This window comes from Rhodanobacter terrae, from assembly GCF_042657005.1.
GTDB classification, from domain to species: domain Bacteria; phylum Pseudomonadota; class Gammaproteobacteria; order Xanthomonadales; family Rhodanobacteraceae; genus Rhodanobacter; species Rhodanobacter terrae.
The window spans coordinates 110,602-124,351 of sequence record NZ_JBHSNG010000004.1 but is presented as its reverse complement, the minus strand read 5'-3'; the positions used below and the strand labels follow the sequence as shown (position 1 = coordinate 124,351).

Below are 13,750 nucleotides of genomic sequence, written 5' to 3'. Positions count from 1 at the left end.
CATGCCACGCTCGCGCCGGGACTGGGGTTTTGGCATCATCGGCCATGTCGGGACAGCCACCGGCACCGCGCTGCGCGATCGGATCACCGATCAGGGGACGCTGCGGCGGGGCAGGATGGACAGCTCGGGGAGCGCACAGCGGATGTTTTCAGCAGTATGGCTGAGTATGGCCCTGGGCCTGACCGCTCCGGCATCGGCTGCATCCGTGTCGCCGACGCCGGCCGTCTCGACATCGTCCGCCAGCTTGTTGCCGACGCCTCAATTCCGGCGTTACGGCACGGCCGATGGCCTGCCCAGCAGCACCGTCTACGCGATCGCGCAGGATCGCGACGGAGCGATGTGGTTCGGCACCAAGGGCGGCATCGCCCGTTACGACGGCGTCGACTTCAAGGTGTTTCGCAACGTCGCGGGCGATCCCGGTTCGCTGCACGAAAACGGCATCGCCTCGCTGGTGTTCGATCGCGATGGCCGGCTCTGGGCGGCCGGGCTGGAGGCCGGGCTGAACCGCTACGACGCAGCCACGGGCAAGTTCACGCATTGGGCGCACGATGCGAAGGATCCGTCCAGCCTCAGCAGCGACAAGGTCTGGACGATTGCGCAGGGTGCCGACGGCTGCCTGTGGGTCGGCACGGTCAAGGGACTGGATCGCATGCGGCCGGACGGCAGCGGCTTCGACCATATAGCCAATGAACTGCTGGGCAGCGATCCGGCCGCGTTCGGCCTGGTCGCCGCGTTGTATGTCGATGCCCGGCAGCAACTGTGGATCGGCAGCGGCCAGGGTGTGTTCCGCCGCGATCCCGCCGGTCACATGCATCGCGTGTCGCAACTGGGCACGTCCGTGCCGATCGACTCCTGGTACATCAACGGCAATGGCGACGAGGTGCGCATCGCCACCACCAGCGGCTTGTTGCTGGTGGGCAAGGACGACGTGGCGCGTCCGCTCGCCGCGGCCGGGCTTCCACAAGGCAACATATTCAGCAGTGTCCGCGATGTCGCCGGCCGGCTGTGGGTGGGCACGCAGCATGGCTTGTATCTGCAGGATCGGCCGGACGCCCCGTTGCTGGCGGTGACCAACCAGCCGGTGCTGAACGGCAACCTGCCCGGTACCTGGATATGGTCGATGCTGACCGATCACGAAGGAGGACTGTGGGTGACTCTGCTGGACGGCGGCGTGGCCTACCTGGCGCCGGCCTGGGACGACACCAGCCGCTTCACGCACATCCCCGATGACCCGGCCAGCCTGCGCGATTCGATCGTCACGGCGATGGCGCGCGGCCGCGACGGACGGGTCTGGGTCGGCGAGCGCGATGGCCGCATCGACAAGCTCGACCCGCGAACCGGCAAGGTCGAGCATGTGCTGTCCGATCTGCACGGCGACGTGCTGGGGATGACCCAGGACGCGCACCAGCGATTGTGGATCGTCGTGCGAGGCGCGCTCTATCGCTATACCCCCGGCAAGCCGCCGGAGCGGGCCGATCCGCACAATCAGCAGTTGAAGCATCCGCTGGAAGTGGAGCTGGGGCCGGACGGCCAGATGTACGCGCGCAGCTTCGGCGAGGGCTTGTTCCGGGTCGATCAGGACACGCTGGCGGTCACCCGGGCGTCGATGGAGCAACCCAATCAGCGGGTGTTGTGGGGTAGCCAGCTGACCTTGCACGACGGCCTCTTCTGGTACGCCAACGATGGCGGCATGTTGCGCATGAACGCGCAGCACGACCGCTTCGAGGCGGTTCCCGGCGTGCTCAACGACCGCGCCGTGAATGCTTTCGATTTCACGCCCGACGGGCTGTGGATGGTGCGTCCCGACGGACTGGAGCATTACCGCTATCGCGGCGACGGCCTGGTGCTCGATCGCACGGTCGATGCCGCATCCGGCTGGCCGTCGATCAACGTGGTCGATGTGCGGGTGGATGCGTTGCAACGGGTGTGGCTGCTCGGCCGCGACGGGCTGTGGCGCTTCGATCCGGAGCATGGCCGGTTCCAGTCGTTCGGCTTGCAGAACGGCCTGGCCAACGGCGAGTTTTCACGCGGTTATGCGTTGATGCCCGACGGCAACCTGTATGCGCCCACGCTAGGTGGCGTGGTGGGTTTCAATCCGGACGGGATACGCGATCACTCCATCACGTCGCCGCTGGTGATCACCCAGGTCAGTGTGCGCCGCCACGGCCGGCTGCAGGCGCTGCCATTCGGACAGGAGGCTGTCCAGCTGGGCTGGAAGGATCGCGGCTTCGATGTCGCGGCGCGGCTGTTTTCGTATCTCGATCCGGCCGCCAATCGCTACCGCTTCAAGCTGCGCGGCTTCGATACGGCATGGGTGGCCACTGGCAATCACGGCGAGCGCGAATTCGCCGGACTGGGTGCGGGCAGCTATACGCTGGAAGTGCAGGCTGCCGGCGCCAACAGCCGCTGGGTGAGCCTGCCGCGGCCGCTGGAGATCGAGGTGCAGGCGCCGCCGTGGGCGCGCTGGTGGGCATGGCTGGGCTATGCATTGCTGCTGATCGCGGCGGTGTGGCTCGGCCTCGCGATCTGGCGCCGCCGGCTGGCGCGACGCCACCATGTGGAGATGGTCGAACAGCAACGCCGGATGGCGGAAGCGGCGAGCGCGGCGAAGACGCAGTTCCTGGCCACGCTGAGCCACGAGATCCGTACGCCGATGACGGGCGTGATGGGCATGGCGGAGCTGCTGCTGAGCACGCCGCTCAGTCCGCAGCAGCACGACTACACCCAGGCGATGCAGCGCTCCGGCGGCATGCTGCTGAAGCTGCTCAACGATGCGCTGGACCTGGCCCGCATCGAGGCGGGCAAACTGGAACTGGAGCCGGCCGTGTTCGATCCGCGCCAGCTGCTGGACGACGTGGCGCAGCTGGAGCAGGGCCTGGCCCATGCCAAGGGCATCCGCTTCGTGCTGGACGTGGCGGACGACCTGCCCCGACAGCTGCTGGGCGACGCGCTGCGGATCAAGCAGGTGTTGTTGAACCTGGCCAACAACGCCTTGAAGTTCACCGAGCACGGCCACGTCACCTTGCGCGCGCAGCGCGCGCCCGACGGCTTGCTGTTCAGCGTGAGCGATACCGGACCGGGCATTCCCGAGGCCAGCCAGGCGCGCCTGTTCCAGCGCTTCGAGCAGGCGGACGGTCCGCAGCGTCGTGCCGGCAGCGGGCTGGGTCTGGCGATCTGCCGCGAGCTGGTCGACATGATGGGTGGCAGCATCGAGCTGGAATCGCGGCTGGCGCACGGCAGCACGTTTCGGGTGCGGCTGCCGCTGGCCGAACCGGCGGCGGCCGTGCCGCCACCCTCGACGGACGCCGCCACGGATCGGCGCTACCGGCTGCTGCTGGTGGAGGACGACACCATCGTGGCGGCGGTGATCCGCGGCCTGCTCGAGCGCGAAGGCCACCAGGTGGTGCACGTCACCAACGGGCTGGCGGCGCTGGCCGAGCTGGCGCAGGCGCGCTTCGAGGCGGTGCTGCTGGACCTGGACCTGCCCGGCGTCGATGGCTTCCAGATCGCGCGGCTGATCCGTCAGCGCGAGCCGGCCGGGACGCACCTGCCGATCATCGCGGTCACCGCGCGTTCGGGCAGCGAGGACGAGACACGCGCCCGCGCCGCGGGGATGGACGATTTCCTGCGCAAGCCGCTCAGCGGTGAGCAGCTGAGCGGTGCGCTGGCGCGATTGCAGTCGGCTGCCGCGTCGCCGGTGACCGATCCGGTCTGAGCTACATGTCGTTCTTGTGCAGCTCGAAACCGAGCCGCTGGTACTCGCGCCAGCGCAGGCGCGAGCCGTCGCGTTCGGCCGGGTCGGCCGCAACCACTTCCAGTACGCGTTGATAGCGACCGCCGGGGCAGGTCTCGCGCAGGTTGATCAGCAGTGGACGGTCGGCGGTGTCGATGCCCGGCGGCACGATCAGCACGGCGGTCGCCGCATCGTCGTCGTCGCCGGCCAGCTGGTGCGGAATCATCACGTCATCGTCGAACGCCCACAGCAGCTCGTCGATCGCCTCGGCCTGGGCGTAGTCGCGGGTCAGGATCAGGGTCGGCTGCTGTGCCGCGAATGCCTTTTTCGTCAGCTCGCAGACCAGCAGCAGCGGCTGCTCGCGGAAGCGCGGCTTGTCGATCAGGTAGAAGTCGGCTCGGGGCATAGGCAAGGAGCGAGTGGAGAGGAGTGAGAAACGAGTGTAGCGGCTCGATGCTTACTCGTTTCTCACTCCTCTCGACTCACTGCTGATTGATGAGCCACTGCGCCAGCAACGCGACCGGACGGCCGGTGGCCAGGCCCTTGCGGCCTTCGTCCCACGCCGTGCCCGCGATGTCCAGATGGGCCCAGCGCTGGCCCTCGGTGAAGCGCGACAGGAAGCAGGCGGCGGTGATCGCTCCGGCGCTCTTGCCGCCGATGTTGGCGACGTCGGCGAAACCGGATTCGAGTTGCGCCTGGTAGTCGTCCCACAGCGGCAGGCGCCAGGCGCGGTCGAGGGTTTCCTCGCCCGCGGCGAGCAGCTCGGCGGCGAGATCGTCGTGCTTGCTCATCAGGGCGGAGGCATGTTTGCCCAGCGCGATCACGCAGGCGCCGGTGAGCGTGGCGGCGTCGATCAGCGCCTGCGGCTGGAACGTCTGCGCGGTCCAGGTCAGCGCGTCGCACAGGATCAGCCGGCCTTCGGCATCGGTGTTGAGCACTTCGATGGTGAGGCCCGAAAGGCTGGTCAGCACGTCGCTGGGACGGTAGCTGTCGCCGTCGGGCATGTTCTCCACGCTCGGCACCACGCAGACCAGGTTGAGCTTGAGGCCCATCTTCACGGCGGCGACGAATGCGCCGAGCACGCCGGCCGCACCGCCCATGTCGAACTTCATCTCCTCCATGCCGGCGCCGGGTTTCAGGCTGATGCCGCCGGAATCGAAGGTGACGCCCTTGCCGACGAACGCGTACGGCTTGTCGCCGGCGTTGCCGCCCTTGTACTCGAGCGCGATCAGCCGCGGCTTGTTGATCGAACCGCGCGCCACGGCAAGCAGCGAGCCGAAGCCGAGCTTCTCCATCGCGACTTCATCGAGCACGCTGCAGCTGACCTTGTCCTGCGCGTCGGCGAAGGCCTGCGCCTGCGCCGCGATATAGGCCGGGTTGCAGATGTTCGGCGGCAGGTTGGCCAGCTCGCGGGCGAAGCGCACGCCCTCGGCGATGGCCATCGCCTGATCGAGGCCAGCCTGTGCGTCGGCACCGGCGGCGAACGTGAGCGCGGCCAGTTCCGGCTGCTTGCCCTTCTCGCGCGGCTTGAACGTGGCGGTGTAGCGATAAGCCGCATGGTCGCTGGCCAGCGCGGCGATCCGCACGCGCCAGGCGCCGTCGCGGCCTGGAACGTCCACTTCGGTCAGATAGGACACCGCATTGGCCACCGGCAAGCGGCCCAGTGCGCGTGCCGCCTCGATGTTCACCTTCTGGAAACGCGCCGCATCGAACGATTTCTGGGTGCCCAGGCCCACCACCAGGATGCGTTTGGCGGCGATGCCGGCGGGCGCGAACAGCAGCGTGCTGCTGCCGGCCTTGCCGCTGATGTCGCCGCTTTCCACCTGGTGCTTGATCAGTCCGCCGGCCGCGCTGTCCAACTGTGCCGCGGCGCTGGTCAGCACGCCGTGTTCGTACACGCCCACCAGCACGCAGGCGGTGTCGACGGTTTCAGGGGCGGCGGTGCCGAGGCTGAACTGAAGTGTCATCGGGGTAATTCCTGTATGGGCCCGGCAGCGGCCGGACAGGCTAGACTTGCGGTTTGCCGGCCCGACCGGGTGCGGTGGGTAAGCGGACAAGTTTATCGCATGCTGAGCATTCTCGACCGCTATTTCCTGCGCGAACTGGCGCAGACCGTGGCCGCCACCGTGGTGGTCTTGCTGGTGATCGTCGCCGGCAGCGCGTTTGCCAAGGTGCTGCAGCAGGTCGCCAACGGCAGTTTTCCGGCCAGCGTGATGTTCCAGGTGCTTGGTCTGCAGACGCTGGACGGGCTGACCAACATGATGCCGCTGGCCAGCTTCATCGGCGTGCTGATGGGGCTGGGCCGGATGTACCGCGAGAGCGAGATGCACGTGCTGGCCTCCTCCGGCATGGGGCCGCGCGGCCTGTTGCGGCCGGCGCTGATTCTCGGCGTGGTGCTGGTGGCGATTACCGCGCTGGTATCGCTGTGGCTGGGACCGTGGGCCGTGCGCACCAGCGACGCGATGGTGGCCGCGGCGAATCGTTCGGTGATCGCCGCCGGTCTGGATGCGGGTCGTTTCACCAACCTGCCGGGCAAGGGCGGCATCATTTTCGTCGACAGCCTGAGCCGCGATGGCAGCAAGCTGGGCCGCACGTTCGTCGCCACCCAGAGCGATGACAAGAAAGGGCCGCCACATCTGAAGGTCGTCTACGCGGCCAACGGCGAGCTGTACCAGGAGAGCGATGGCAACGGCCGTTTCATCGCGTTCAAGAACGGCTGGCAATACGAGATTCCGCTGGGCACCGACAACTGGCGACAGATGCAGTACGAGCGCAACGACACCTCGCTCTCCAGCGTGCAGGCGGGTGACGACGAAGACCCGGCTCATTCGAAGGACAGCTGGACACTGGCCCGGTCGAACGATCCGACTGATCGGGCCGAGTTTGCCTGGCGCGCCAATGCGCCGCCGCTGACCCTGGTATTGCTGCTGCTGGCATTGCCGCTGTCGCGGCAGAGTCCGCGCGAGCCGAAGTACGGTCGCCTGCTGCTGGCGGTCGTCAGCTTCTATCTTTATTACCTGCTGCTGATGCTCGGCCGTGCGCAGATCGGCAAGGGCCACTGGCACAGCGAGGCGCCGTTGTGGGCGCTGCATGCACTGGTGCTGGCGCTGGCCGGCTGGATGTTGTGGAAGCAGTATTCCCCGCGCAAGCTGCGCCAGCCGCGAGCGGGCGCGTGGATATGAGCGTGTTCAACGTCAAGCGGGTCGACCGGCTGGTGGCGATGAGCGTGCTCGGCTCGCTGCTGATGGTGTGGCTGGTGTTGACCGGCTTCGATGCGGTGACCCAGTTCCTGCGCCAGCTCGTCCATGTCGGCAAAAACGGCTACACGCTGAGCAACGCGATCGTCTATGTGCTGGTGACCTTTCCGCGCCGCGCCTACGAGATGTTCGGCAACGCCGCGTTGATCGGCGGCCTGCTCGGCCTGGGCGGCCTGGCCGGCACCGGCGAACTGACCGCGCTGCGCGCGGCGGGAATGTCGCGGCTGCGCATCGCCGGTTCGGCAGTCGGCGTGGTGGCGGCGCTGATCGTCGGGGTGGTGGTCCTCGGCGAGACGGCCGCACCCTGGGGCGATCAGCAGGCGCAGACGATGCAGCTGCGGATGAAGTCCGCCGACCTCGGCATGGGCACCAACAGCGGCTTGTGGGCACGCGACGGCAACAGCTTCATCAACGCCCGCGGCACGTCGCTGAAACGGCACGACGGCCTGAGCACGGTGCAGTTGAGCGACGTACGCGTATTCACCTTCACCGACGAGGGCCAGCTCAGCCGCTTCGAATGGGCGAAGACCGCCGAACACGACGGGCGGGAATGGATCCTGCGGGACGTGCGCAGCACCACGCTCGATGCGCAGGGCACGCATACCACTCTGCTGGCCAGCCAGCCCTGGCAGTCCAGCCTCAATCCGCAGGTGCTGGCGCAGTCGGTGATCCAGCCGCAATATCTTTCCATGCGCGACTTGCGCCGCAACATGCATTATCTGGAAAGCAACGGCGAGAGCCCGGGCAGTTATGCGGTGGCGTTCTGGGGCCGTGCGCTGTATCCGCTCAACGTGCTGGTGCTGGTGCTGTGCGCGATGCCGTTCGCATTCGGCACGCTGCGCTCCGGTGGCCTGGGCAAGCGCATGTTCATCGGCATGTTGCTGGCTATCGGCTGGTATTTCCTGCAGCAGGCGATGGTGAATTTCGGAACGGTCTACGGCATGCCGCCGCTGCTGGCCAATCTGCTACCGGCTTCGATACTGGCGCTGGCGGCGTGGCTGTATTTCCGCCGAAGCGCCTGAGCGCGACAGCCGGTGCGACATCGGCAGGCCGTAATATCGAAGCATCGGATTCAGACAGAGACTAAAGGATCGGCAATGCACGTGATTGATCTGCGCAGCGACACGGTGACCCGGCCCACCACGGCGATGCGTGCGGCGATGCTTGAGGCAGACGTTGGCGACGATGTCTACGGCGAGGATCCCACGGTCAACGCGTTGCAGCAGCGGCTGGCCGACGAGCTCGGTTTCGATGCCGGACTGTTCGTGCCCAGCGGCACGCAGTCCAACCTGCTGGCGTTGCTGGCGCATTGCGAACGCGGCGACGAATACCTGGTCGGCATGGACGCGCACACCTACAAGTTCGAGGGTGGCGGCGCGGCGGTACTCGGCTCGATCCAGCCGCAGCCTATCGTGCAGGCGGCCGACGGCACGCTGCCGCTGCAAAGCATCGAGGCGGCTATCAAGCCGCTCGATCCGCACTTCGCGCGCACCCGCCTGCTGGCGCTGGAAAACACCTGGCACGGCCGCACGTTGCCGCTGGACTACCTTACCGCCGCGCACGACGTGGCGCATGCGCACGGCCTCGGCCTGCACCTGGACGGCGCGCGCCTGTACAACGCCGCGGTGGCCTGCGGCGTACCGGCGCGCGAGATCGCACGGCATTTCGACACGGTGTCGATATGCTTGTCGAAGGGGCTCGGGGCGCCCGTGGGTTCGGTGCTGGTCGGTTCGCATGGGCTGATCGACAAGGCACGCCGCTGGCGCAAGGTCGCCGGCGGCGGCTGGCGCCAGGCCGGCATCCTCGCGGCGGCCGGTCGGTATGCGCTGGACCATCACGTGGCGCGGCTGGCGGACGACCACCACCGCGCGGAATATCTGGCCGGGCGCCTGCGCGAAATCGCCGGCATCGACCTGCTCGGCCAGTACACCAACATGGTCTTCATCGATGTGCCGGCCGAACGTCTGCGCGACCTGGACGTCCATCTGCGCGAAGCCGGCATCCGCATCAGCATCGGCTACCTGCCCACGCTGCGGCTGGTGACGCATCTGGATATCGGCGACGACGACATCGAGCGCACGGTCCAGGCATTCGCCGCCTTCTTCGGCCGCGGCTGAGCGAAGCCTGCTCAGTCGGCTTCGCGACTGTCCTGCGCGACGGGATGATCGCCTTGCGCGGCATAGCGCCGCGCCACTACCGCGCACACCATCAGCTGCAACTGATGGAAGATCATCAGCGGCAATACCAGTGCGCCCAGGCCGCCGAGCTGGCCGGCGAACAGGATCCTGGCCATCGGGATGCCGCTGGCCATGCTCTTCTTCGAGCCGCAGAACACGATGGCGATTTCGTCTTTGCGGCGGAAACCGAGCCGGCGCGCGATCCAGCGTATCGTCGTCATCACCAGCCCCAGCAGCAGAGCGCACACCGCCAGCGTGCACAACAACGCTGAAACCGGCGTGTTGCGCCACAGCCCTTCGACCACCGCCGCGCTGAACGCGGTATAGACCACCAGCAGGATGGTGCCCTGGTCGGTGAATCCCAGCAGCGGCTTGTGCCGGTCGACAAAGTCGCCGATCCAGCGCCGCGCCAGATGGCCCAGCACGAACGGCAACATCAGCTGCAGCACGATATCCAGCACGCCTCGCCACGATATGCCGATCGCGCCGTGGCTGGCCAGCAGCACGCCCACCAGCAAGGGCGTCAGCACGATGCCGATCAGGTTCGACATCGAGGCGCTGACCACCGCCGCCGACACGTTGCCGCCGGCGATCGAGGTGAACGCGATCGACGATTGCACCGTCGATGGCAGCGCGCAGACGAACAGCACGCCGAGATAGAGCTCAGGCGTCAGCAACGCATGCCCGAGCGGCCGCAGCGCCAACCCGAACAGCGGAAACAGCACGAAGGTGCCGGCCAGCACGGTCAGGTGCAGCCGCCAGTGCGCGATGCCCTGCACGATCGCCGTGCGCGGCAGCTTGGCGCCGTGCAGGAAGAACAGCAGCGCGATCGCGGCGTCGGTGATCCCGTCGAATACCCGCGCCGCCTCGCCGCGACACGGCAACAGCGAGGCCAGTATCACGGTGGCGAGCAGGGTGAGGGTGAAATTGTCCGGGCGAAAGCGCTGCAAAGGCATGCGGGTGACTCAGTCCAGCCCGCAGCGCGCGCGGCGCCGATGCCGCCACCACAGCACCAGCAGGGTCAGCGAAAGGATGCCGACGAGCGCCCACAGGCTGCTCTGGCCGCGCTGTATCCACATCACCAGCCACTCGTGGTTGTCCGCGCCGAAGTAACCGAGATATACCCAGAACGGAACGCTGATCAGTGCAGCCAGCGTGTCGATCAGCAAGAAGCGCAGGAACGACACGCGATGGGTGGTGCCGGCGGTGAGGTAGATCGTGGTACGCATGCCGGGCAGGAAGCGCGCGAAGAACAGCATGCGGTTGCCGTAGCGCGCGAATTTTTCCTGGACCATGGCATAGCGTGAAGGGGTCAGCACGCGCGCGACGAAGCGCCACTGCAGGATGCGCGCACCGTAATGATGGCCGAGCAGGAAGATGCCGGCGTCGCCCAGCAACACGCCGAACATCGCCAGTGCGAACATCGCGTGCACGTTCGCGTAGCCGAGCCCAGCGATCACGCCGCCGGCGACCAGGGTGATGTCCTCCGGCAACGGCAGGCCGGCGCCGCAGATCATCAACGCGATGAACACCGCGATGTAGCCGTTCTCGGCGAAGATCGTGATCAGATGCTGCAGCAGATCCATCTATGTCCATGCCTCGTGTGCGGAGTTCCCTGCGCTGGCCGCGGCGCGTGCCGGTCGGCGGTTCGCCGTGGTGCTGCAAATCATGATTTGGCGCTCATCTGCTCACGAAGCGGCAGCAGCGTGCGCAGCTCCGCCTTCTCGTCGTCGCTGAGCTGATCGCGCCGTGCACTGAGGGAATTGCGGCGCTGGATCAGCGATTGGTGCTCCATGCGCTCGAGCGCCGAAACGAACTCGAGACGCTGGATTTCCGGTTCGCCCACCGACAACGCCGCCATCAGTTTCTGCAGCGACGGGTATTCCGGCCGCTCGGCGAAGTGTTCCACCAGCATGGCGGAATTGATGCCGGGACGCGATCGGGCGATGTCGAGCAGTTCGGCAAGCAGTTCCACGCCGGGTTTGTCCAGGCGCAGGAAGCGATAGGGTTTCTCCACCAGGTCGGCCAGCCCGGGTTGTGCCAGCAGCAGCGAGATCGCGCTGCGCACCAGGCTGCGCTGCACCGCCACCGGGCGTTGCACGGCACGATGCGCGGCGGGGTCGGCCTGCAGCATGGCGCGGGCGCCACTGCGTTTTTCGAGTTCCTGCGCCATCAGGTCGCGGAACGCGCCGTCGGGCAGTTTCGCGATCAGCGGACGCGCCCGCTCGGCCAGCCGCGCGCGGCCGTCGAGGCTGCTCATCTCCACGTCGTGCGACAGCTCGCTGAAGAAATAATCCGACAGCGGCATCGCCTGCTTGATGCGCTGTTCGAAGCCGGCCCTGCCTTCCTTGCGCACCAGCGAATCGGGGTCCTCGCCATCGGGCAGGAACAGGAAATACGCCTGGCGGCCATCGCGCAGTCGTGGCAGCGCGGACTCCAGCGCCTTCCACGCGGCAGCACGGCCGGCACGGTCGCCGTCGAAACAGAACACCACGTCTGGCGCGGCACGGAACAGCACCTCGGTGTGCTCCGGCGTGGTCGCCGTGCCCAGCGTGGCCACCGCGATCGGCAGTCCGGCCTGGTGCAGCGCGATCACATCCATGTAGCCCTCGACCACCACGATACGCGGCAGATTCGCGTTGGCCTGCTTGACCTGCCACAACGCGAACAGCTCGCGGCCCTTGTGGAATAGCGGCGTCTCGGGCGAATTCAGGTATTTCGGGCCATCACTTTTGCGCGTGTCCTGCGCGCGAGGATCAAGAACCGGCGATCCCTCGCCGGACTTTTCGAGAATTCTTCCTCCGAATGCGATCACTCTCCCGCGGCGGTCGAGAATGGGAAACATCAGCCGCTCGCGAAAGCGGTCGTACTTGCTGCCGCGCTCGCTGCTGGCGACCATGCCGGCTTCGTTCAGCAGCTGCATGCGCCGCTCGCTGTTGCCCAGCGACTTGATCACGCCGTCGTAGCCGGCCGGGGCCCAGCCGAGGCGGAAGCGCTTGATCGTTTCTGCGTCCAGCCCACGCTTTTTGCAATAAGCCTGCGCGTCGGCGTTGCGCGGCAGCTCGTCTTCGTACCAGCTCGCGGCTGCGTCCAGCAGCGCATAGAGATCGGTCTTGTCCTCGCGCGGTGCGGCCTCGCGACCGCCTTCGCGCGGTACCTTCAGGCCGACCGTCTGCGCCAGTTCCTCGACCGCATCGGGAAATTCCAGGCGCTCGTAGTCCATCAGGAACTTCAACGCGCTGCCGTGCGCGCCGCAACCGAAGCAATGGAAGAACTGCTTGGCCGGGCTGACATAGAACGATGGCGAGCGTTCGTTGTGGAACGGGCAGCACGCCGTCCACTCGCGTCCGGCTTTCTTCAGCGGCACCCGCCGCTCGATCACGTCGACGATGTCGACGCGAGCAAGCAGTTCATCGATGAAGCTGTCGGGAATCAGACCGCGCATAACGACCTAGTCTACATTCCCGGCAGCTGCCGGACGTCGCGCTGGCTACAGGAGATGGATCACCCCGATCACTGCCAGCACCGCCAGCAGGAACAAGATCACGAAGCACGCGAACAGCACCTTGGCGATGGTTGCGGTCACGCCGGAAACCGAACCGAAACCAAGCCAGCCGGTAATCAGCGAGACGATGGCGAAAATGATGGCCCACTTGAGCATGCGTATCTCCTGCGGCGATGAGCGGCCGCACGGTGGAAGAGCATCCGGCGAGCCATGTGCCGCTTTTTGTAGCGAACCGGGCGTGAACGCGATGCATCGCGGGCTTGCCGTCAACGGCGGCGGTCGGCAAGCTGCGCGGTCGGGCTGACAGGAAGAGCGGGCATGGCGATCACCGCGGTGATGATGCACAAGCAGCGCGCGCTGGTGCGTGCGTTCGAACAGGCCGCCGCGACCACGGCGGCGGCGACGCGTACCGTGGAGCAGCTGGGACTGAAGCCGGGCATGGCCTGGCACCAGCTGGTGGGCCGCGCAGTACTGCGTTGCCCGGGCGAGAGGCGCTATTTCCTGGATCTGGCGAACTGGCAGCGGCTGCGCCGCCAGCGCCGGCGCATGGCGCTGGCGACGATCGCCGGGCTGCTGATGCTGGTGCTGATCCTGCTGGCGACGCGGGCGCGCTGAAGCCTCAGCCGGCCAGCCTGGCCTTGATCTTGCCGGATACCACGGCCATGTCGGCGCGGCCGGCGGCTTTTCCCTTCACCGCGGCCACCACCTTGCCCATGTCGCGGGCCGAGCTGGCGCCGGTCTCGCCGATGGCGGCGGTGATCAACGCGTCGATCTCGGCTTCGTTCAGCTTGACCGGCAGGTACGTCTCGATCACCACCATCTCGGCGCGCTCGATCGCCGACAGATCCTCGCGCTGGGCGGCATCGAACTGGCTGACCGAATCGCGCCGCTGCTTGAGCATCTTCTCCAGCGTGGCCAGCACCTGCATGTCGTCCAGCTCGATCCGTTCGTCCACCTCGCGCTGCTTGATCGCCGCCAGCATCAGCCGGATCACGCCCAGGCGGTGTTTGTCACCTCCGCGCATGGCGGTTTTCATGTCTTCGGTGAGCTGCTGCTTGAGCGTCATGGCGGGGACCTC

Annotated in this window: 12 protein-coding genes; 5 read left to right on the top strand and 7 right to left on the bottom strand. The window is 67.0% G+C overall.

The window, feature by feature from the left end; all coding sequences use genetic code 11:
* The first annotated feature begins 142 nt into the window (after positions 1–142).
* A complete protein-coding gene (locus tag ACFPPB_RS05760) occupies positions 143–3,715 on the top strand; it encodes a hybrid sensor histidine kinase/response regulator (protein WP_377325472.1) in 3,573 nt (1,190 codons plus the stop codon).
* Position 3,716: 1 nt separating this feature from the next.
* On the opposite strand, the gene ACFPPB_RS05755 is transcribed toward ACFPPB_RS05760, so the two are convergent.
* Complete coding sequence (locus tag ACFPPB_RS05755) at positions 3,717–4,139, bottom strand: DNA polymerase III subunit chi (protein WP_377325250.1); 423 nt, start codon at positions 4,137–4,139, stop codon at positions 3,717–3,719.
* Between the two features lie 76 nt (positions 4,140–4,215).
* Complete coding sequence (locus ACFPPB_RS05750) at positions 4,216–5,700, bottom strand: leucyl aminopeptidase (protein ID WP_377325248.1); 1,485 nt, start codon at positions 5,698–5,700, stop codon at positions 4,216–4,218.
* A 99-nt stretch (positions 5,701–5,799) separates the two neighbouring features.
* On the opposite strand from ACFPPB_RS05750, the gene lptF reads away from it, so the two are divergent.
* The 3 genes from lptF to ltaE all read left to right on the top strand — a co-directional run bounded on the left by lptF (position 5,800) and on the right by ltaE (position 9,107).
* Complete coding sequence (gene lptF, locus ACFPPB_RS05745; RefSeq protein ID WP_377325246.1) at positions 5,800–6,915, top strand: LPS export ABC transporter permease LptF; 1,116 nt, start codon at positions 5,800–5,802, stop codon at positions 6,913–6,915.
* Positions 6,912–8,012: an LPS export ABC transporter permease LptG gene (gene lptG / locus ACFPPB_RS05740; protein WP_377325244.1), complete on the top strand. Its 1,101-nt coding sequence runs from the start codon at positions 6,912–6,914 to the stop codon at positions 8,010–8,012. Before lptF ends, lptG begins: the two co-directional genes overlap by 4 nt.
* A 75-nt stretch (positions 8,013–8,087) precedes the next feature.
* The gene (ltaE, locus tag ACFPPB_RS05735; RefSeq protein WP_377325242.1) at positions 8,088–9,107 is read left to right on the top strand and encodes a low-specificity L-threonine aldolase; all 1,020 of its coding nucleotides are present in this window, start codon (positions 8,088–8,090) and stop codon (positions 9,105–9,107) included.
* A gap of 11 nt (positions 9,108–9,118) precedes the next feature.
* Here ltaE and ACFPPB_RS05730 read toward each other — a convergent pair whose 3' ends face one another.
* From ACFPPB_RS05730 to ACFPPB_RS05715, 4 genes are all read right to left on the bottom strand, one after another.
* Positions 9,119–10,123: a bile acid:sodium symporter family protein gene (locus ACFPPB_RS05730; protein ID WP_377325240.1), complete on the bottom strand. Its 1,005-nt coding sequence runs from the start codon at positions 10,121–10,123 to the stop codon at positions 9,119–9,121.
* Between the two features lie 9 nt (positions 10,124–10,132).
* On the bottom strand, positions 10,133–10,753 hold the full coding sequence (locus ACFPPB_RS05725) for a DedA family protein (RefSeq protein ID WP_377325238.1): 621 nt from the start codon (positions 10,751–10,753) through the stop codon (positions 10,133–10,135).
* Between the two features lie 80 nt (positions 10,754–10,833).
* A complete protein-coding gene (gene dnaG, locus ACFPPB_RS05720; RefSeq protein WP_377325236.1) occupies positions 10,834–12,612 on the bottom strand; it encodes a DNA primase in 1,779 nt (592 codons plus the stop codon).
* 45 nt (positions 12,613–12,657) lie between these two features.
* Positions 12,658–12,828, bottom strand: coding sequence for a DUF1328 domain-containing protein (locus ACFPPB_RS05715; RefSeq protein WP_072762138.1), 171 nt, complete (start codon positions 12,826–12,828; stop codon positions 12,658–12,660).
* A 162-nt stretch (positions 12,829–12,990) separates the two neighbouring features.
* Between ACFPPB_RS05715 and ACFPPB_RS05710 the strand changes: the two genes are divergently transcribed.
* Positions 12,991–13,287 carry a hypothetical protein gene (locus ACFPPB_RS05710; protein ID WP_377325234.1) on the top strand — a complete coding sequence of 99 codons (297 nt, stop codon included), beginning with the start codon at positions 12,991–12,993 and terminating at the stop codon, positions 13,285–13,287.
* A gap of 4 nt (positions 13,288–13,291) precedes the next feature.
* Here the strand turns inward: ACFPPB_RS05710 and ACFPPB_RS05705 are convergent, their stop codons facing one another.
* Positions 13,292–13,738 carry a GatB/YqeY domain-containing protein gene (locus ACFPPB_RS05705; RefSeq protein ID WP_377325232.1) on the bottom strand — a complete coding sequence of 149 codons (447 nt, stop codon included), beginning with the start codon at positions 13,736–13,738 and terminating at the stop codon, positions 13,292–13,294.
* Between the last annotated feature and the right edge of the window lie 12 nt (positions 13,739–13,750).

What these genes read in the sequence shown, in the direction of transcription:
- lptG (WP_377325244.1), top strand. Translation starts at nt 6,912, where the DNA reads ATGAGCGTGTTCAACGTCAAGCGGGTCGACCGGCTGGTGGCGATGAGC.
- ACFPPB_RS05750 (WP_377325248.1), bottom strand. Translation starts at nt 5,700, where the DNA reads ATGACACTTCAGTTCAGCCTCGGCACCGCCGCCCCTGAAACCGTCGAC.
- ACFPPB_RS05755 (WP_377325250.1), bottom strand. Translation starts at nt 4,139, where the DNA reads ATGCCCCGAGCCGACTTCTACCTGATCGACAAGCCGCGCTTCCGCGAG.
- ACFPPB_RS05730 (WP_377325240.1), bottom strand. Translation starts at nt 10,123, where the DNA reads ATGCCTTTGCAGCGCTTTCGCCCGGACAATTTCACCCTCACCCTGCTC.
- ltaE (WP_377325242.1), top strand. Translation starts at nt 8,088, where the DNA reads ATGCACGTGATTGATCTGCGCAGCGACACGGTGACCCGGCCCACCACG.
- ACFPPB_RS05715 (WP_072762138.1), bottom strand. Translation starts at nt 12,828, where the DNA reads ATGCTCAAGTGGGCCATCATTTTCGCCATCGTCTCGCTGATTACCGGC.
- ACFPPB_RS05710 (WP_377325234.1), top strand. Translation starts at nt 12,991, where the DNA reads ATGGCGATCACCGCGGTGATGATGCACAAGCAGCGCGCGCTGGTGCGT.
- lptF (WP_377325246.1), top strand. Translation starts at nt 5,800, where the DNA reads ATGCTGAGCATTCTCGACCGCTATTTCCTGCGCGAACTGGCGCAGACC.
- ACFPPB_RS05705 (WP_377325232.1), bottom strand. Translation starts at nt 13,738, where the DNA reads ATGACGCTCAAGCAGCAGCTCACCGAAGACATGAAAACCGCCATGCGC.
- ACFPPB_RS05760 (WP_377325472.1), top strand. Translation starts at nt 143, where the DNA reads ATGTTTTCAGCAGTATGGCTGAGTATGGCCCTGGGCCTGACCGCTCCG.
- dnaG (WP_377325236.1), bottom strand. Translation starts at nt 12,612, where the DNA reads ATGCGCGGTCTGATTCCCGACAGCTTCATCGATGAACTGCTTGCTCGC.
- ACFPPB_RS05725 (WP_377325238.1), bottom strand. Translation starts at nt 10,753, where the DNA reads ATGGATCTGCTGCAGCATCTGATCACGATCTTCGCCGAGAACGGCTAC.